Raw genomic sequence first — 16,487 nt, forward strand, 5'->3', positions numbered from 1 at the left:
AGGCGGCACCGCTTTTGGATGGGTATCGCCGTCACAGCCTCCAAAGCGCGTGGATCACACCACTTTGCGCGGTTCGATCCGGGCCTGAACCAGCCCGGCAATCCGCGCCAGATCAGAGCCATAGGGCAGCCCCTGTTCGCGGTGATCGGCCAAGCTATGCGCCGCCGTTTCCATTTCCGCATCGCCTGCCGTGCGTGCCACGCCCGACAGGAATTGTGCAATGTAATCCAACATATCTTCGCCACCATCGGTGGTCAGAAGATCGGCGATATGGACAAAGTCATCCTGCAACGCGATCTTGTCCGGCCAAATTTCTTCGTCAGTGATAACATGAAGCCCGGTGGGGCGCGTGCCCGTCGGCAAGCAAGAGAGAACCTTTTCCTGGAACGCGCCCAGCGAGGAAATCGGTTTTTCGATAAACCCATTGGCCCCGGCCGCCGAAGCCAGTGCCTCAGCACCACTGTCACCCGACATGCCCAGAATAACGTCAACGCCGGGGCGGGCGTGGCTCAATTCGTCAATCAATTCCGCGCCCGATCCGTCGGGCAGGCCAAGATCCACGATCACAACATTTGGGCGGTAGACCCGCAAATGTTTACGTGCGGACTGAAGGCTGTCGGCGCGGCGAATACGCGCGCCCGAGCGCAAACACAAAAGCCGCATCGCCTCAGAGGCAAACCGGCTGTCCTCGACAACAAGAACAGTCAGACCCAAAAGAGGGCGTTCGGGAGTTGGGCTTTGGGGCGCCAACAGGCTTTCAAGATCATCGGTCATTGGTCACAGCTCCATCCAGTGCGACTCAGAGTTAACCGCAAAACTGGTGAATGAGCGGTTAACCGAGAGACAAGCTGGACAATGGTTGCGCAAAACGTTGCCGCTTTGCCCTTGCGAGGCACCCCGCTGCGGGTGATAAGCTGGGGCCAAAGAGCTGCCTTTTGGAGGAAACATCATGATCGGACGCCTCAACCACGTCGCCATCGCCGTGCCTGACCTGGACGCCGCTGCGGCGCAATATGCCAACACGCTGGGCGCTAAGGTCAATCCGCCGCAAGACGAGCCGGATCATGGTGTGACCGTGGTGTTTATCGAATTGCCCAACACCAAGATCGAGCTGTTGTACCCGCTCGGTGAAAACTCCCCGATCAACGGGTTTTTGGAAAAGAACCCGGCGGGTGGCATTCATCACATTTGCTATGAGGTCGATGACATTTTGGCCGCGCGCGATAAGTTGAAAGAGGCGGGCGCACGGGTTTTGGGCACGGGCGAACCGAAAATCGGCGCGCATGGCAAGCCGGTGTTGTTTTTGCACCCGAAAGATTTCAACGGCTGTCTGGTCGAGTTGGAACAAGTCTAAGTCGGTTGAACCGAAAAGGAGCGCGTCATGGCGATCACCTCTGCAATCGTGCTTTATGCCGTGACATGGTTCATGACCATGTTCATCGCTTTGCCCATCGGGTTGAAAACCCAAGGGGACATGGGTGAAAAAGTGGCCGGAACCCATGACGGTGCCCCGGCCAATTACAATCCCAAACGCAAAGCGATCTGGGTGACGGTGTTTGCCACAGCGATCTGGATCGTCCTTGTCGGGTTGATCAGCTACAGCGGCATCACCTGGCACGATATGGACTGGACGGCAAATCTGCCGTCCGTGGCCGACAGCTAAGCCTAACGGATCTGTTTGCCCTCAAGCCGCATGAACATATGGGTGAATGTGGCGGCCCCCAGCACCGGGATCAACAGGTTGACCACGGGGATCGACAAAGGCACGGCCATCAAAGCGCCGGCCAGCCAAATCTCCGGCATATGGCGTTTGCGCGCCGCTTTTGCGCCCTCGCGGCCAAGGCGACGCATCGCAACCATTTGAAAATACTCCCGTCCCAACAGAAAGCCGTTTAAGGCCCAAAAGATCACCGGGGCGGCGATGTTGAGCAACAGGTACAGCACTAGTGCCACAAGGTTGGCCGCGACGATCACACCGAGGAAGCCCAAGCTGTCGATCACCAAATCAGAGATCGTTTGACGGGGCACGGGCGGCAGGCCGGGGAAATGCCGGTCTTCGACGGCCTCCGACACCTCTTCGAGGAAAATCCCGGTAAAGGCCGAGGCCACCGGCACCATCAAGAACATCGACAGCAGGATCATAAAGAAGAACGAGCCGATTGAGAGCGCATTGTCGATCCAATGCACCTCACCGATGAAGGGCAGGGAGAATGTGTCCGGCACAAACACCCCGATGACCCAGACAAAGGCCAGATAGATTGCAACCAAAAGCGCCACGGTCAGGCCCAATCCTTTGAGCAACACGGCCTGAAAGCGTTTGTCGCTCAGTTGCCCTAAGGCCTTGGAAAAATCGCCAAACATCACTGATCCACCCAGCTTACAACCTGATCCAACTCGGGGCGGGGGCGTTCGGGCGGGGCACAGGATTCTGTGCCGATGTGGATGAAGCCTGCGATGCTTTCGTGCGGTAAAAGGCCAAGACCGTTTTCCACGAAAGACCGATCATGCGAGGCCCAACCCGACAGCCAATTGGCCCCCCAACCCGCCGCCAAAGCCGCGTTTAAAAGCGACAGGCAGACAGCGCCTGCGGAATAAAGCTGTTCGATATGGGGGACTTTTTCGCTGTCTTTTGGCGAAAACACCACCGTCACGGCCAGATCGGCATCGGCAAATTGGTGGCGGGCTTTTTCGATCTTTTCCGGGTCGATCCCGAGGCTGTGCCCCAAAGGCGCGATCATCCCGGCCAGTCGCGTCAGCGCCGCTTTTTCCAACACAATCAGCCGCCAAGGCTCCAGTTTCCCATGATCCGGTGTGCGCAGGGCGGCCGTCAGGATCGGTTTGAGCGCGTATTTGTCCGGCACCGGTGCGACCAATGTTTTGGCCGGGCGAGAGCGACGGGTGAGCAAAAAATCGAGGGCGGCAGAATTGGGGTTGGGCATGTCTGGCCTTTTGGTTGCGCGTTTGATGTTTCATGTCGGAGGTTTTACAGTCAGATTCAACCGGGCAAATGCAATTAGGCCGATAAGCCGAGCAATTACAGACGAGTAAGATGGACAAAGAGGCGTTGAAACAGGCGATTGAGGCGGCGTTTGACGGCGATATGTTATCCGTGCGCGTCACGCCGAAAGCCTCACGCAATGTTGTGACGGTGGAGGACGGGCAAGTCCGGGTCTATGTCACAACCGTACCCGAAGGCGGCAAGGCGACGAAAGACGTGGTGAAACTCTTGGCCAAATCTTTGGGCATTGCCAAATCCACGCTCGAACTGGTGCGCGGCGAAACCTCGCGCGACAAGGTGTTTCGCCGGAGCTGATTTTGATGTCTAGTCTTTGACGGGCGTCAACCGATACGCCCCCTCGGGGAGGTCCAAAGCCGCACCCAGATCATGCAATTGCCGCATCGACAGGGTGATTTTCTGGACCCGATCCGTGCGTGGATCAAGCTGCTCGATCGTCACGCATTCGGAAAAGGCATTGATGATGACATCCTCTTGCAGGACGAATTCACCTTCGTCCATAAGGGTCACAACGGTGGCGTCGAAGTCGTGTTCAATGGTAAACATGTCCCGATGCTACTCTGCCCATGGCCGAATGCAAGTGCGCACATTTGTGTGACTGGCCAGGGGCGCAACATGCGCCTATTTCTAAGGCGCATATCTCTGTGATGTCATGTCTTTCGGGTGTGATGAAAAAGGACTGTCTTTAACGTGAAACACATGTTCGCAACTGTGATGATCGCGGGGCTATTGTCCGGCTGTGTCGACATGACCACGACACCGCCTGTGGACAGCCGCCCGCAATCCCAATCTATGTCCCCGCCTGTGTCGCGATCTGGCTCCGTCTCGGTCAGTGATTTTGCCGCGGTCGTCGCTCGGGTCGAACCCGTGGCCGAACGCGAATGTCGCGCCCGCACCGCTGGGGCGAATTGCGATTTCAAAATTGTGGTCGAAACCGATCCCAAAGCCCCTTCGAACGCGTGGCAATCTCTGGACGCAAACGGTCGGCCTGTCCTGACCTTTACCGTCGCTTTGATCGCGGATGTGCAAAACACCGACGAATTGGCCTTTGTGATGGGGCATGAGGCCTCGCATCACATCGCGGGTCACTTGGCACGCACGGAGCAGACGGCCATCACGGGCGCGCTTTTGGGCGGCGTGTTGATTGCGGCGATTGGGGGGGATGCCTCGACGATTGAGACCGCGCAAAACATCGGTGCCACGGTGGGCGCGCGGAGCTATTCGAAATCCTATGAGTTGGAGGCCGATCAATTGGGCACGGTGATCGCCTATCGTGCCGGATATAACCCGGTGCGCGGAGCTGAATATTTTACCCGCATTCCCGATCCGGGCGATCGCTTCCTTGGCTCGCACCCGCCGAACACGCAACGGATCGAAACCGTGCGCCGGACCATGGCGACGCTGTAGGTCCGTGCCGAAGGGCGCACAATCCAAACACATTGCATGACCCACGATGTAACGTCGTGGAAAGGACGCTTGGCCACCAATGGAGATCATTGAGGACATCAGCAATCTCGACAGGACGGATTTTATCTCATGCGAGTTTCGTGCGCAGCGTTTTGATGGGATGGACCTGTCACAGTTTCGATTTGAGGGATGCGTTTTCGAAGATTGCAGCTTTAGAAGCGCACTCATGGAAGAGTGCACATTCTTGACGTGCAGAGCGATCAAAGCTGATTTCAGTTACGCGCGCCTGTCGGATGCGCATTTTCAGGCCTGCAACCTGTCTCTTGCAAACTGGACGGGAGCGGATGTGTCCAGCGCCAAGTTTCACGATTGTAAGCTCACAGGCGCAGACTTTAAGGATACGCGTGCACTTGGAATAGACTTCAACGGCTCCCTTCTATCGAGTGCATTTTTGCGCGAAATGAATTTTCGAAAATGTCACTTGGATGGCATCGATTTTACCGAGGCTGATCTGGCCGGGTGTGATTTTCGTGATGCGACCTTTGACAATTGCCGCCTGCAAAATGCGCATCTTGCGACCGCGCGCTTTGAAGGTGCAGACCTGCGGGCAGCGGACCTTGGCGTTCTGACCTTCTCGACGGCGACTTGCTTTAAAGGCGCGATCATTTCGAAAAACCAAGCAACAGAGTTGTTGCACGGGTTGGGTGTGCTGGTTCTTTGAGCGGCGGGGATGTCTTCAGACACTCAAAGCCGACCCCATGACCGTTGGTTTCTGGAATCTGCGCCAACCATATTGCCCTGTGCGACCCAAAACCGCGACAGGTTCGATCCTCACATGCCGACCATGGCCTGAGGGTTGAGATTCGAATTGGACACGTGTTCAGATCGTGCCCACAACAGTTTCAAAAATCGGCAATGAGCGCCTTAATTTTATGCATGTTTGCGGCAATCCCGGCGATAGCGGCCCTCAGCCCCCGTTTTTGACACGGATCAAAGAGTCTGTGCGCCGCCTCGTGGTTGGTTTGCTGCGGATATTTAACGCATCTCAACCGTGGATCGGAGGCCGCTATGACCAAATTTGGACACTATGACACGCATGCTCTTTTGGTGGATCGGATGGCGGAAACGTTAGGCGTGGATTTGACCGAGATCGCGCAGCGTGGCGAAGGACCGACAGAGGTCGAAGGCCATAACCGCGTTTATCGCTGCCTGAGCTGCACCTGCCCCGATCTCTGCGTCAAATTTCTCGACGCCCATGCAGAGATGGAAACGACCGCACGACAGGCTCCGGGGTATTGCCGCAATAAAGCCGATCTTGAACGCCTCGCGGTACGGTAACCCAAGCCCTATGGAGGACGAATGATGTCACAGACAGCCCCCTTTCAACTGACATACCCACGTCCGGGCAACGCTTGCCTGATGCATGGGATGGCCGAGCGCCTTGGTGCCGATGTCGAACGTGCGGCGGCCTCGGGCGACATTTCACTGCAAGAACTGTCTGATATGGTGAGCCGATGCGGTGATTGCACTCAACATGACGCGTGTATCATTTGGCTTTTGGACCATCAGGGGCCGCAAGTTTTACCGCCCGAGTACTGCCTGAACACGCAAGAACTCCACTATGTGCGTGCGGTTCAGGGCCAGATCAGCGCGAATTGACCGGGTCTTTTGACGCAGCAAAAAGGGGCCAGATCGGCCCCTTTCGCATGATTGATGGTGACAACATCAATCGCGTGCTGCGGCGCCGCGGGCTTGGCCGCCAAAGCCCGACCCATCAACCGCCAGCGCCGAAAACGCGGTCATCTGCGCGCGGACATTGCTGCCCGCCACATCCGCGATGGTGGAGGTGGGGGAGACGCCGCTATAGCCTGCATCGGTCAAGCGCGTGACCAAAATCTCACCTGTGGTGTCAAAGATCGGCCCCAGCGTGGTCAGGCTTTCATCCGAAAACGCCGAGAACGCGGCAAAGTTTGGCGGCCCGCCTGCGCCTTCGGTCTCGCCCACGCCTACAAAGGCGTAGCCGGTGACTGCCACGCTGGCCAAAATCAAAACCAAGGCAATCGGGCGTTTGAAATAGAGTTTAAACGGTCGCCAGTTCAGCACCACATGAAAGACCACCACGGCCATCATCGCCAATCCGATGATCTCATGTAGCCAGCGTCCCAAATCGGTGACGATATGGAAATACCAAAACGTGCCGGTGATCCCGACGATCAAAAATGTACCGATGGTCAGCGGTGTGGCGAATTTACGGAGGGTGGACATGGTCTTTCCTTTACGGTGCTTTCACGTTTTACGCGACAGGCGTGCCAATCCGTCGCGAAGCCCCGCCATAATATCATGAATTTTCACGCTGTCGTTGATATGACCCCGGCTTGGCGGGGTCGGATTGCTGTGGTGCCCGGCGCGCGGGGCATTTATACCGGGCCTATGCAGATTTTCGATGGCATCATCTCGGATCGCGGCTCCAAATACGCCGTCTCAGGCGCGCCCTGTGCCAACGCGGAGGCCGCAAAGGTCCTGATCAAGACCCTCTGCAAGCAAAAGAAATTCGCCAAGGCCACCCACAACACATGGGGACTTTTGCTCGCGGATGGCACGCCCGTCAAAAACGATGACGGCGAAAGCGGCGCGGGAATGGTGATCCTGCGGATGTTGGAACGTGAAGGCCTGACCGATCACCTCATCGTCGTCACCCGTTGGTATGGCGGCAAACATTTGGGCGGCGATCGGTTTCGCCATGTCCAGGATGCGGTGCGCTATTATTTGGACCGGCTTTGAGAGTGTCTTAGTGCTTTTCGACCTCTTCGACAGGCCCGCCGTGCAATTTCCACGCCGTAAACCCGCCGCCGACATGCGCCACCGGCTCCAACCCCATCTCGACACAGGTTTTCGTCGCCAAGGCAGACCGCCACGCCGAGGCGCAGTAAAACACGTATGTCTTGCCCTCGGCAAAAATCGGTTTGTGGTAGGGGCTTTCGGGGTCAATCCAGAATTCCAACATGCCCCGCGGACAATGAAACGCGCCGGGAATGCGACCCTCGCGCTCCAACTCGCGGCGGTCTCTGAGATCGACAAACACGATGGAGTCGTCTTTGACGAGCTTGATCGCCTCTTCTGTCGGGATCGTCTCAATCATCGCCAGCGCCGCGCCGAGCAGGTCTTTGTAGTTTTTGAGCATGGGGGTCCTCCGTTTGGGGGATTTAACCCTGTGGAGGTGAGGAGGTCCAGTTTGATCCGAGATCAAAGCGATGCAAGGCATCGCTAGCGCCTGACCCTCGGGTCAGTCACTGGGGTCCTTCATTTGCCCGATGATGTCCAAGCTTTCCTCAAGCACGGCGCAAAGCCCGTCAACGAGGGTGAAGACCGATTCTTCAGGCATTTCGGAGTTGGAAGAGATCACAAAAGCCTCCGTATCGCCTGTAATTGCTATATTTCTACTTATACCACCAGAATAGGATGGATGAGCGTACTGGGAAAGGTTTCTGTAAACAATCTCATAGACTTCGCCGTACCCAGCCTTTTGCCAATCGGCGACTTTCGTGGACACCTTGGCACCGCTCTCTTTCAGTTGATCGAGTCTTGATTGCGTATCGGCTATATGGTCTGACAAGTTCTCCATCTTGCCAATAGACGCCGCAAACGGATTTCCATTCTTCCCTTCGTTCAGGTTGGTACGTATTCCCTTGAAAAAATTGAACGCGTGGTCCTTGTGGCGCTCTGGGCCATCGCGCAGTAGTTTTAGTTCTATGAAATGCTCAAAAAGTGATCTTAGAAGAATGTTGAGGTCGTATGTTCTATAGTTTTCAAAAAGTATAATAATGCTCTTGCAAATTGAGTTGATCGTGCCGAGAAGGCTAAGTTCGAATGCGGCTTCGAAACTCCCGACAATATATTCCACTTCATCGAGTTCCTGCTCTAACTCGTTTTGAAGTTTTCTTGCCTCGTCGAAGTTCCGCTTTTGCAACGCATTCGCCTAATTAAGAGTTATGATTTCGTGTATTTCGGAAACAGTCATCCGGATTGGTTTTATTTGAAAGTGACCCGGCACTCCGTGCTTTCAGCACTCCCGCGCGTTGCCTCCGAGAAATGATCCCCCGGATCATTTCTTTGGGAGGCACCCCCACAAATCATACTCCCCGGCCTCATCCACCTCCACAGTCACCAAATCCCCAACACTCAGCCCCTCAGTCCCCGCATCAATAAACAGGTTGCCGTCGATCTCCGGCGCGTCCGCTTTGGTGCGGCAGGTGGCGATGCCGTCTTCGTCGATGTCATCCACGATGACCTGCATCCGCTGCCCGACTTTGGCCGCCAATTTGGCCTCGGAAATCGCTTGGGCGCGTTCCATGAACCGGTCCCAGCGCTCTTGTTTGACCTCGGGGGCCACATGATCGGGCAGGGCGTTCGAGCGCGCCCCCGCGACGTTTTCGTACTGAAAACACCCGACCCGGTCCAATTGCGCCTCGTCCAACCAATCCAGCAGATATTCAAATTCCGCCTCGGTCTCGCCGGGGTAGCCGACGATGAACGTCGAGCGCAGGGTGATGTCCGGGCACATGCCGCGCCAGGCGGCGATTTCGTCCAGAACCTTGGCCGAGGCCGCAGGCCGCGCCATGCGTTTCAAAACATCCGGGTGGCCGTGTTGGAACGGGATGTCGAGGTAGGGCAGCACCGCGTTGCCCGCATCCGCCATCAAAGGGATCAACTCGCGCACATGCGGGTAGGGGTAGACGTAATGTAGCCGGACCCAAAGCTCATCGGCGGAGGCCAATTGGCCCAACTCGCGCGCCAGATCGGTGATGTGGCTGCGCACCTCGCGGTCTTTCCACGGATGGGTCGAATAGCGACGATCCAAGCCATAGGCAGAGGTGTCTTGCGAGATCACCAAGAGTTCTTTGACACCTGCCTCGACCAGTTTTTCCGCCTCGCGCAACACCGCATGAACCGGACGCGAGGCCAATTTGCCGCGCATGTCCGGGATGATGCAGAATTTGCAGGCGTGGTTGCAGCCTTCGGAAATTTTCAGATAGCTGAAATGACGCGGGGTCAGGCTTACGCCAGAAGCGGGCAGAAGGTCGATGAACGGATCGGGGGAGGGCGGCACGGCGCCGTGGACGGCATTCAAAACCTGCTCGTATTGATGCGGACCGGTGACCGCCAAAACTTTCGGGTGGACCCCGGTGATGTAGTCGGGCTCGGCGCCCAGACAGCCGGTGACGATGACCTTGCCGTTTTCCTGTAAGGCCTCGCCGATGGCCTCCAAACTCTCGGCTTTCGCCGAATCCAGGAACCCGCAAGTGTTCACGATGACCGCATCGGCCCCGGCATAATCGGCGCTGATTTGATAGCCTTCGGCGCGCAGGCGCGTCAGGATGCGTTCGCTGTCGACCAAGGCTTTGGGGCAGCCCAAAGAGACCATCCCAATCGTGGGCTGGCCATTGCGGTCCTCGGGGCGAGCGACAGTGTCAAACTGCGCTTTGGGCGCAAGATCGGGGCGGAGGTTGGGCGGGTTCTGACTCATCCTCGCGATATACTCCGAACGGGATGATCGGAAAAGCCCTGTTGCGTTGCCGCGTGCCTTGCGCTGCTACGCGGCGGAAAATTTTGTCGCATGGTTATAAATATTCGCATAAGTTTATGGAGATCACGGCACTGTGATCCCATAAATAATATGCACAGCGTCGCGGGATGTTCGCGTGACGCGAATTCGGGCGCGATCACGCCGCAAGGAGGAGTGCGGTCGCATCCCCGAAAACAATGGAGGGAAAGAATGTTCGTCAAAGACCAAACCCGTTTTGCGGGACCCGTCGTGCTGTGCCTGATGGCTGGCGCTTTGCCCCAAACCGCCAGCGCGACCGAAGGTTATTTTGCGCTGGGCTATGGCCCCGCCCAACGCGGTGTTGGGGGCGCCGGGGTGGCCTATTCTCAAGACGCCATGTCCGGCGCGATCAACCCGGCGAGTGTCGCCACTGTGGGCCGGGAAATGAGCCTTGGCCTTCAGGCATTTTCGCCAAGCCGTGGATTTACGGGTGACAGCACGGGCTTTGTCCCCTCCGGCACCATCGACAGCGGCAAATCGTTTTTCCCCGTCCCCAACGCCGCCTATAACCTGCCGTTGTCGAACGGCGCGGTGGTCAACTTTGCCGCCTATGGCAATGGCGGAATGAACACAAGCTATGATGCCGTGCCCAATGCCAATTGTGGCGGCGGCACGGGGGTGTTTTGCGGCGGAGAATCGGGGGTCGATCTGACTCAGCTTTTTGTCTCGGTCACCTATGCGCAAAAACTCGGGCGGCTGTCTTATGGCATCGCACCGACTTTGGCAGTGCAGGCGTTTGAGGCCAAAGGGCTTGCGGCGTTTTCCGGCATTTCCGTCGATCCAACCGCGCTCACCGACAATGGCTATGATTATTCCACCGGCCTCGGCCTGCGCGTTGGTCTGCAATATGAGCTGAGTGATCAACTGACCCTCGGTCTTTCGGCACAAACGAAATTCAATATGTCCGAGTTTGATAAATACGCCGGGCTGTTTGAGGGCGGGGGCGATTTTGACATCCCGCCCTCGGTCACCATTGGTCTGGCGTATCAACCGACCTCTGATCTGGCCTTGCTGCTGGATTACCAGAAAATCTTTTACTCCGATGCGCCCGCCGTGGCCAATCCCATGTCCTCAGGCGCGCTTGGTGCCGATGGCGGCGCGGGTTTTGGTTGGGAGGATGTCGAGGTGATCCGTTTGGGAGCGGAATGGAAGGCCTCGCCGGATATGACATGGCGTGTGGGCTATGCCCATGCGGCGAACCCGGTGGGCGCGGATGATGTGACCTTTGGCATCCTGGCTCCCGGTGTGGTCGAAGATCATTTTACGGTTGGCGGATCGCGTCAGATAAATGCACGCGACCGGATTGATTTTTCGCTCTCTTATGTACCGGAAAACACCGTCTCCGGCCCGGAAATGACCCCATTGGGACCAACGGGCGGCACGGTTGATTTGAACATGAGCCAAATCTCCGCTTCGATCGGCTGGACTCGCACCTTCTGATTTTTGCCACACCCCGAGAGAAGGGCGTCCGTTGGGGCGCCCTTTTTGCTGCGTTATGGGGCTGCGTTATGCAGGCTCCACTCGCGCGTCCCCGCACAAATTCTGTGCGGCCAAATCGGGTGCCTTGATGCGCAGCTTGGCGTAGAGTGGACCAAACGTTCCCTCCCCAACGTAAGGTTTCACAATGCTGGCCAACACCGACACTCGCTACGGGCTGATCGCCCGTCTGTTTCACTGGGTCATCGCGCTTTTGATCCTGACCGATCTGGCGCTGGGCCTGATCGGCGAAAATACTCCGCGCACGGCGGACACGGCCGAGTTCCTTAAAACTCTCTATTCCGTACATAAAACCATCGGCGTCAGTGTTCTGTTTCTCGCCGTGTTGCGCATCCTTTGGGCGCTGACCCAGCCGCGCCCGGTGCCGGTGCATCCTGCGCGCCGGGCTGAGACGCTTTTGGCCGAGGTCATCCATTGGGCGCTTTATGGTGCGATCATCGTCATGCCGCTGTCCGGTTGGGTGCTGCATTCGGCGGAAAGTGGCTTTGCGCCGATCCTTTGGCCCTTTGGCCAAAACCTGCCTTTCGTCGTTAAATCCGAAACCCTTGCCCAGACGGCGGGCGCGGTGCATGGGCTGTCGGCTTTGGTGATCTACCTGACCGTTGGTCTGCACATCGCGGGGGCGCTCAAACATGCGGTGTTCGAACGCGATGGTGTTTTGGCGCGGATGCTCCAGGGGCGCGATGCCGGAACGCCGGGTCAAAGGGCCACCACGCCCCATGCCGTGCCGCCGCTGGTTGCGATCGTGCTTTGGGCTGGGGTGATTGGCTTTGCGGTCTTTGGGCCGAAGCCGCCGATGCCGGAAGCCGAAGCCGCACAAATGCCGACCAGCGCGCCCGTCGCAACCGCCGCAGTTCCCACCTCTGACCTGCCCGCTTGGACCGTACAAGAGGGCAGTCTGGGGATCACCGTCATGCAAATGGGGGCGGGTGTCGAGGGCCGCTTTGCCACTTGGTCCGCCGCCATTGCCTATGACCCGGGCGCGGGCACGGGGGAGGTGTCGGTGACCATCGACACGACCTCGCTCACTCTTGGGTCGGTCACCGCACAGGCGCAGGGGCCGGAGTTTTTCAACACCGCGACCTATGCCTCCGCCACCTTTGCCGGTCCGATCACCCGCACGGGGGCTGGGCCAGACCATCAGGTGGCGGGCATGCTGACCTTGGTCGGGCAAACAGTGCCTGTGACGCTCGATTTCACCCTGGATCTTGCAGGGGATACGGCGACGATGGCAGGACAAGCCACCTTGGATCGCCGTGATTTCGGCATGGGCGCGGGGTATGCGGACGAATCAACCGTGGGCTATTCTGTCACCGTGGATGTCAGTCTGACCGCGACCCGTGCGCCCTGAGCGGGGCGTTTCGGCGCAATAGAAAAGGCCGCTGGAGTGATCCAGGAGTGATCCAGCGGCCTTCTTTATGTCTGTGGCGTCGGGAGGGGGCTTATTCAGCCTGCATCGCCTCGATGGAAATTTCGATCTGAACCTCGTCAGAGATATAGGGCGTGTACATGCCCATGTCGAAGTCGGAGCGCAGCACGGAGGTCTCGGCGTCAAAGCCAACCCAAGGTTTGCCGGCCATCGGGTGATCGCCCATCTGGGTCATTTCCGCATCCAAAACCACCGATTTGGTGATGCCGTTGATGGTCAGATCGCCGGTGATTTTGCCTTCGGTTTCGCCGGTCACTTCGATGCCGGTGGAGGTGAAGGAAATCGTCGGGTTGGCCTCTGCGCCAAAGAAATCGTCGGTCAGGAAGTGCGCAGTGCGTTCGGCCCAACCGGTGTAAAGGCTGTCGGTCGGGAAGGCGACGGTGACAGAGGAGGCGGCGGCGTCTGCGGCGTCAAACATGATTTCGCCGTCAAAGCCCGAAAACACGCCGGTGGTGGTCGAAAAGCCCAAGTGCTCATAGGTGAACACGATTTGGCTGTGCGAGGCGTCGAGCACGTATTTCACCGGCTCTGCGGAAGCCGCAGCGCCAAGGCCAAGGATCAGGGCGGAGGACAACAGGATAGATTTCATACGAAACTCTCTTTGATAAGGGGTTGTTTGTGTTGCGATGCAACAAATCTAAGCGCCCGTGGAGTTTACACAATTCCACAGGGTCAAACAGAATTTGTGCACAGACGAACGATCATCGGCGGGTATTTGCGGATAGCTGTGCAAATACCAACCAACTGCCCGCTGAATTTAGGATTTAAGCCGCCATCCGGTTTTGAAAATCCACCCGATCACCGCAAGGCAGAGTGCCAAAAACACCGTGATCGCCGCCAAGGAGAGGGTCACAGGCACATCTGCGACGTCAAAAAACGCCCAGCGGAAGCCTGAGATCAGGTACAGAACCGGATTGAATTTCACCACGACCTGCCAAATCCCCGGCAACATCGCGGCGGAATAAAACGCGCCGCCGAGGAAGACCAAAGGCGTGACCACCAACATTGGCACGATGTTGAGCTGTTCAAAACTTTTCGCCCAGATGCCCAAGATAAAGCCCAAAAGCGAGAAACTCAGCGCCGTCAGAATCAAAAACACCATGGCCCAGATTGGATGGACGATGTGGAGATCGACAAAGACAAAGGAAGTGGCGATGATCAGCACCGCCACGAACAGGCTCTTGGTCGCTGCCGCGCCGACAAAACCCATGACGATTTCGAAAAATGACACGGGGGCAGAGAAAAGTTCAAAGATCGTGCCGGTGAATTTCGGGAAATAAATGCCGAAAGAGGCGTTGGCAATGGATTGTTGTAGCACCGACAACATCACCAGGCCGGGGACGATAAAAGCGCCATAAGCGATGCCTTCGACCGTGTCGATCCGCCCGCCGATGGCCGCGCCAAAGACCACGAAATAGAGCACGGTGGACAGAACCGGGCTGAGAATGGATTGATAGATGGTGCGGAAAAACCGCGTCATTTCAAAGCGGTAAATTGCACCAATCGCGCGCCAGTTCATGCCTTTTCCTCCACCAGATCAAGGAACACATCCTCAAGGCTGCTTTTTGTGCTGTCGAGATCGCGCACATGAATGCCCTCGGCGGCCAGATCGGTGATCAACCGGGTGATCCCGGTGCGCGCCTCGCGGGTGTCATAGGCATAGGACAGCTGTTTTCCGTCTTCGGAGCGGCTCAGATCATAATCGGCGAGGCTTTCGGGCAGAGTTGCGAGCGGTGCGCCCAAATCCAGTGTCAAAACCTTGCGGCCAAAGCTTTGCATCAACTGGGTTTTGTCCTCGACCAAAAGAATCGACCCTTTGTTGATCACCGCCACGCGGTCGGCCATTTCTTCGGCCTCTTCGATATAATGCGTAGTCAAAATCACTGTCACGCCAGTGTTGCGCAGATCGCCGACCACTTTCCACATGTCGCGGCGCAGATTGACGTCAACGCCTGCCGTCGGTTCGTCCAAAAACAACACTTCGGGATTGTGACTGAGCGCCTTGGCGATCATCACCCGGCGTTTCATCCCGCCAGACAACTCTTTGCATTGATTGTCTTTTTTATCCCAAAGCGACAGGGATTTGAGCACATTTTCGATATGGGCATCGTCGCGGGGCAGGCCAAACAACCCGCGTGTAAACCGCACCGAATTCCACACCGTCTCAAACAGATCGAGCGCCAGTTCTTGCGGCACCAATCCGATCAAACGGCGGGCGCGACGCGGCTCTTTGGCCACGTCAAACCCGCCGACCAAGGCCTGTCCCGAAGAGATCGTGACCAGCCCACAGACCGCGCCGATCAGCGTGGTTTTGCCCGCGCCATTGGGGCCGAGCAGGGCAATGATTTCGCCTTTTTCAATGTCTAAAGACACGCCTTTGAGCGCTTCAAAGCCGTTGTCATAGGATTTCTTCAGATCGCGAATGGAGATGATGGCTGCCATGTCGGTCCTCTTTATTGGGGTGCTCTCTAAATAGGGGGTGTTTTCAGTGAAGCAAGCGCGCAGAGTGGCAGGGTGCGGTGGTCTAAAATGCACAGCCATGATCGTTGGGCGCCGCGCACAGGTCGAAAAGTCGGGCAACCTTTACCACATAAACATATAGAGCCGCTTGTTAAAAACGGCCCTTTAAAGCGTTCCGCCATAAACCCGATTTCACGGGCTTATGGCGGAACGCCCACAACATTGATTAGTCTGGCAGCGTCAGGCCTTTCCCCCGTTTCAGGTTAAAGGCGTGACGCTTTAATAACGTGTTTCAAGAGGTTGCGTCGCGTTAGCGACGGCGGTCTCGGCGCGATGACATCGGTTGAAACGCCACGCCCACATGCGCCTCGCAATAGGGTTTACCCGCCTGAGAAGGTAGGCCGCAGAACCAAAAATCCTCGGTTGCCGGATCGCCGATCGGCCACTTGCAGGTTTTCTCGGTCAGTTCCATCACGGAAATCCGTTTGGCCTTTTTCTCGACTTCGCTGACCTTTGCCAGCGCCTCAGCCGGAATTTCATTGGCCGAGGGTTGTGGCGGCAAGGGCTGCCCCGCCGGAATGATCTGGCGGCGCGCCGCACTCATCGGTTTAGGTGCGGGCTCTGCTGCGGGCTCGATCTCTTTTTCCACAGGCGCGTCCGCCTTGGTTTTGAGTTCGGGTTTGGGTTTGGGGGCGGGTTTGGGTTTGGGGGCCGGGCTTGCCGCCGCCGGTTTGGCCGCAGCACCCGTCGTGCCCGCACGGTTCGAGAGGCCCAAACGGTGGACCTTGCCGATCACCGCGTTGCGCGTCACACCGCCAAGCTCCTTGGCGATTTGTGAGGCGGATTGACCCTCCCCCCACATTTTTTTCAAAGTTTCGACGCGCTCATCGGTCCAGGACATGATGCTTCCTTCGGTTGTCTTGCGGCATATGGTGGCCTTTCGGCTCAGCCAAACCGCGAAAAGCGCCCCTGCACAACCCGTTTGCAGGCAGGACCGCTTGAGAATTCGTGTTGACCCCTATTTTAAACACACCGCTTGCGGTTACAAGCGGGCGCGGGCGGAAATCGTAATACGG

The 16,487-nt window shown here is 57.3% G+C and carries 22 protein-coding genes; 10 read left to right on the plus strand and 12 right to left on the minus strand.

From position 1 onward, the window contains the following. Positions 1–54: 54 nt before the first annotated feature. Positions 55–774 carry a response regulator gene (locus B30_RS15225; protein WP_009573015.1) on the minus strand — a complete coding sequence of 240 codons (720 nt, stop codon included), beginning with the start codon at positions 772–774 and terminating at the stop codon, positions 55–57. Positions 775–949: 175 nt separating this feature from the next. On the opposite strand from B30_RS15225, the gene mce reads away from it, so the two are divergent. Together mce and B30_RS15235 are read left to right on the plus strand one after the other, a co-directional pair. Then, positions 950–1,354 (plus strand): methylmalonyl-CoA epimerase, encoded by a 405-nt coding sequence (mce, locus tag B30_RS15230; RefSeq protein WP_009573016.1) that lies wholly within the window; start codon positions 950–952, stop codon positions 1,352–1,354. 27 nt (positions 1,355–1,381) lie between these two features. Beyond that, entirely contained in the window at positions 1,382–1,663 is a 282-nt protein-coding gene (locus B30_RS15235; protein WP_009573017.1) for a DUF1467 family protein, read from the plus strand. 2 nt (positions 1,664–1,665) lie between these two features. Here B30_RS15235 and B30_RS15240 read toward each other — a convergent pair whose 3' ends face one another. Together B30_RS15240 and B30_RS15245 are read right to left on the minus strand one after the other, a co-directional pair. Continuing rightward, the gene (locus B30_RS15240) at positions 1,666–2,361 is read right to left on the minus strand and encodes an EI24 domain-containing protein (RefSeq protein WP_009573018.1); all 696 of its coding nucleotides are present in this window, start codon (positions 2,359–2,361) and stop codon (positions 1,666–1,668) included. Next, on the minus strand, positions 2,361–2,939 hold the full coding sequence (locus B30_RS15245; protein ID WP_009573019.1) for a nitroreductase family protein: 579 nt from the start codon (positions 2,937–2,939) through the stop codon (positions 2,361–2,363). The genes B30_RS15240 and B30_RS15245 overlap by 1 nt, the downstream gene beginning before the upstream one ends. Before the next feature lie 110 nt (positions 2,940–3,049). On the opposite strand from B30_RS15245, the gene B30_RS15250 reads away from it, so the two are divergent. Continuing rightward, a complete protein-coding gene (locus tag B30_RS15250; RefSeq protein WP_009573020.1) occupies positions 3,050–3,313 on the plus strand; it encodes a DUF167 domain-containing protein in 264 nt (87 codons plus the stop codon). Between the two features lie 9 nt (positions 3,314–3,322). On the opposite strand, the gene B30_RS15255 is transcribed toward B30_RS15250, so the two are convergent. Next, positions 3,323–3,562 carry a hypothetical protein gene (locus tag B30_RS15255; RefSeq protein ID WP_009573021.1) on the minus strand — a complete coding sequence of 80 codons (240 nt, stop codon included), beginning with the start codon at positions 3,560–3,562 and terminating at the stop codon, positions 3,323–3,325. A 153-nt stretch (positions 3,563–3,715) separates the two neighbouring features. Here B30_RS15255 and B30_RS15260 point away from each other — a divergent pair, with 153 nt between their 5' ends. The 4 genes from B30_RS15260 to B30_RS15275 all read left to right on the plus strand — a co-directional run bounded on the left by B30_RS15260 (position 3,716) and on the right by B30_RS15275 (position 6,082). Beyond that, the gene (locus B30_RS15260; protein WP_009573022.1) at positions 3,716–4,423 is read left to right on the plus strand and encodes a M48 family metalloprotease; all 708 of its coding nucleotides are present in this window, start codon (positions 3,716–3,718) and stop codon (positions 4,421–4,423) included. Between the two features lie 79 nt (positions 4,424–4,502). Continuing rightward, a complete protein-coding gene (locus B30_RS15265; RefSeq protein WP_009573023.1) occupies positions 4,503–5,144 on the plus strand; it encodes a pentapeptide repeat-containing protein in 642 nt (213 codons plus the stop codon). A 347-nt stretch (positions 5,145–5,491) separates the two neighbouring features. After that, complete coding sequence (locus tag B30_RS15270; RefSeq protein ID WP_009573024.1) at positions 5,492–5,761, plus strand: DUF6455 family protein; 270 nt, start codon at positions 5,492–5,494, stop codon at positions 5,759–5,761. 24 nt (positions 5,762–5,785) lie between these two features. Beyond that, positions 5,786–6,082: a DUF6455 family protein gene (locus B30_RS15275; RefSeq protein ID WP_040402682.1), complete on the plus strand. Its 297-nt coding sequence runs from the start codon at positions 5,786–5,788 to the stop codon at positions 6,080–6,082. A 66-nt stretch (positions 6,083–6,148) separates the two neighbouring features. Here the strand turns inward: B30_RS15275 and B30_RS21510 are convergent, their stop codons facing one another. Further along, on the minus strand, positions 6,149–6,688 hold the full coding sequence (locus tag B30_RS21510; RefSeq protein WP_009573026.1) for a DUF4405 domain-containing protein: 540 nt from the start codon (positions 6,686–6,688) through the stop codon (positions 6,149–6,151). Positions 6,689–6,853: 165 nt separating this feature from the next. On the opposite strand from B30_RS21510, the gene B30_RS15285 reads away from it, so the two are divergent. Further along, positions 6,854–7,204, plus strand: a complete 351-nt coding sequence (locus B30_RS15285; protein WP_040402715.1) for a YigZ family protein — start codon at positions 6,854–6,856, stop codon at positions 7,202–7,204. A 7-nt stretch (positions 7,205–7,211) separates the two neighbouring features. Here the strand turns inward: B30_RS15285 and B30_RS15290 are convergent, their stop codons facing one another. From B30_RS15290 to rimO, 3 genes are all read right to left on the minus strand, one after another. Further along, positions 7,212–7,604 (minus strand): rhodanese-like domain-containing protein, encoded by a 393-nt coding sequence (locus B30_RS15290; protein ID WP_009573028.1) that lies wholly within the window; start codon positions 7,602–7,604, stop codon positions 7,212–7,214. Positions 7,605–7,706: 102 nt separating this feature from the next. Then, complete coding sequence (locus B30_RS15295) at positions 7,707–8,390, minus strand: DUF5677 domain-containing protein (RefSeq protein ID WP_009573029.1); 684 nt, start codon at positions 8,388–8,390, stop codon at positions 7,707–7,709. A 135-nt stretch (positions 8,391–8,525) separates the two neighbouring features. Continuing rightward, entirely contained in the window at positions 8,526–9,947 is a 1,422-nt protein-coding gene (rimO, locus tag B30_RS15300) for a 30S ribosomal protein S12 methylthiotransferase RimO (RefSeq protein WP_009573030.1), read from the minus strand. 249 nt (positions 9,948–10,196) lie between these two features. Here rimO and B30_RS15305 point away from each other — a divergent pair, with 249 nt between their 5' ends. Beyond that, entirely contained in the window at positions 10,197–11,465 is a 1,269-nt protein-coding gene (locus B30_RS15305; RefSeq protein WP_009573031.1) for an OmpP1/FadL family transporter, read from the plus strand. 184 nt (positions 11,466–11,649) lie between these two features. Further along, entirely contained in the window at positions 11,650–12,873 is a 1,224-nt protein-coding gene (locus B30_RS15310) for a cytochrome b/b6 domain-containing protein (protein ID WP_009573032.1), read from the plus strand. A gap of 91 nt (positions 12,874–12,964) precedes the next feature. On the opposite strand, the gene B30_RS15315 is transcribed toward B30_RS15310, so the two are convergent. The 4 genes from B30_RS15315 to B30_RS15330 form a co-directional block, all read right to left on the minus strand. Further along, on the minus strand, positions 12,965–13,540 hold the full coding sequence (locus B30_RS15315; RefSeq protein ID WP_009573033.1) for a YceI family protein: 576 nt from the start codon (positions 13,538–13,540) through the stop codon (positions 12,965–12,967). Between the two features lie 168 nt (positions 13,541–13,708). Next, on the minus strand, positions 13,709–14,470 hold the full coding sequence (locus B30_RS15320; RefSeq protein ID WP_009573034.1) for an ABC transporter permease: 762 nt from the start codon (positions 14,468–14,470) through the stop codon (positions 13,709–13,711). Further along, positions 14,467–15,393 (minus strand): ABC transporter ATP-binding protein, encoded by a 927-nt coding sequence (locus B30_RS15325; RefSeq protein WP_009573035.1) that lies wholly within the window; start codon positions 15,391–15,393, stop codon positions 14,467–14,469. The genes B30_RS15320 and B30_RS15325 overlap by 4 nt, the downstream gene beginning before the upstream one ends. A gap of 328 nt (positions 15,394–15,721) precedes the next feature. Next, positions 15,722–16,312, minus strand: coding sequence for a GcrA family cell cycle regulator (locus tag B30_RS15330; RefSeq protein ID WP_009573036.1), 591 nt, complete (start codon positions 16,310–16,312; stop codon positions 15,722–15,724). Positions 16,313–16,487 lie beyond the last annotated feature (175 nt).

Origin of the sequence: Celeribacter baekdonensis B30 (assembly GCF_000299875.1) — a bacterium.
GTDB classification, from domain to species: domain Bacteria; phylum Pseudomonadota; class Alphaproteobacteria; order Rhodobacterales; family Rhodobacteraceae; genus Celeribacter; species Celeribacter baekdonensis_A.

What these genes read in the sequence shown, in the direction of transcription:
- B30_RS15225 (WP_009573015.1), bottom strand. Translation starts at nt 774, where the DNA reads ATGACCGATGATCTTGAAAGCCTGTTGGCGCCCCAAAGCCCAACTCCC.
- B30_RS15310 (WP_009573032.1), top strand. Translation starts at nt 11,650, where the DNA reads ATGCTGGCCAACACCGACACTCGCTACGGGCTGATCGCCCGTCTGTTT.
- B30_RS15250 (WP_009573020.1), top strand. Translation starts at nt 3,050, where the DNA reads ATGGACAAAGAGGCGTTGAAACAGGCGATTGAGGCGGCGTTTGACGGC.
- B30_RS15285 (WP_040402715.1), top strand. Translation starts at nt 6,854, where the DNA reads ATGCAGATTTTCGATGGCATCATCTCGGATCGCGGCTCCAAATACGCC.
- B30_RS15260 (WP_009573022.1), top strand. Translation starts at nt 3,716, where the DNA reads ATGTTCGCAACTGTGATGATCGCGGGGCTATTGTCCGGCTGTGTCGAC.
- B30_RS15275 (WP_040402682.1), top strand. Translation starts at nt 5,786, where the DNA reads ATGTCACAGACAGCCCCCTTTCAACTGACATACCCACGTCCGGGCAAC.
- B30_RS15320 (WP_009573034.1), bottom strand. Translation starts at nt 14,470, where the DNA reads ATGAACTGGCGCGCGATTGGTGCAATTTACCGCTTTGAAATGACGCGG.
- B30_RS15305 (WP_009573031.1), top strand. Translation starts at nt 10,197, where the DNA reads ATGTTCGTCAAAGACCAAACCCGTTTTGCGGGACCCGTCGTGCTGTGC.
- B30_RS15330 (WP_009573036.1), bottom strand. Translation starts at nt 16,312, where the DNA reads ATGTCCTGGACCGATGAGCGCGTCGAAACTTTGAAAAAAATGTGGGGG.
- B30_RS15290 (WP_009573028.1), bottom strand. Translation starts at nt 7,604, where the DNA reads ATGCTCAAAAACTACAAAGACCTGCTCGGCGCGGCGCTGGCGATGATT.
- B30_RS15325 (WP_009573035.1), bottom strand. Translation starts at nt 15,393, where the DNA reads ATGGCAGCCATCATCTCCATTCGCGATCTGAAGAAATCCTATGACAAC.
- B30_RS15245 (WP_009573019.1), bottom strand. Translation starts at nt 2,939, where the DNA reads ATGCCCAACCCCAATTCTGCCGCCCTCGATTTTTTGCTCACCCGTCGC.
- rimO (WP_009573030.1), bottom strand. Translation starts at nt 9,947, where the DNA reads ATGAGTCAGAACCCGCCCAACCTCCGCCCCGATCTTGCGCCCAAAGCG.
- B30_RS15255 (WP_009573021.1), bottom strand. Translation starts at nt 3,562, where the DNA reads ATGTTTACCATTGAACACGACTTCGACGCCACCGTTGTGACCCTTATG.
- B30_RS15315 (WP_009573033.1), bottom strand. Translation starts at nt 13,540, where the DNA reads ATGAAATCTATCCTGTTGTCCTCCGCCCTGATCCTTGGCCTTGGCGCT.
- B30_RS15235 (WP_009573017.1), top strand. Translation starts at nt 1,382, where the DNA reads ATGGCGATCACCTCTGCAATCGTGCTTTATGCCGTGACATGGTTCATG.
- mce (WP_009573016.1), top strand. Translation starts at nt 950, where the DNA reads ATGATCGGACGCCTCAACCACGTCGCCATCGCCGTGCCTGACCTGGAC.
- B30_RS15240 (WP_009573018.1), bottom strand. Translation starts at nt 2,361, where the DNA reads ATGTTTGGCGATTTTTCCAAGGCCTTAGGGCAACTGAGCGACAAACGC.
- B30_RS15265 (WP_009573023.1), top strand. Translation starts at nt 4,503, where the DNA reads ATGGAGATCATTGAGGACATCAGCAATCTCGACAGGACGGATTTTATC.
- B30_RS21510 (WP_009573026.1), bottom strand. Translation starts at nt 6,688, where the DNA reads ATGTCCACCCTCCGTAAATTCGCCACACCGCTGACCATCGGTACATTT.
- B30_RS15270 (WP_009573024.1), top strand. Translation starts at nt 5,492, where the DNA reads ATGACCAAATTTGGACACTATGACACGCATGCTCTTTTGGTGGATCGG.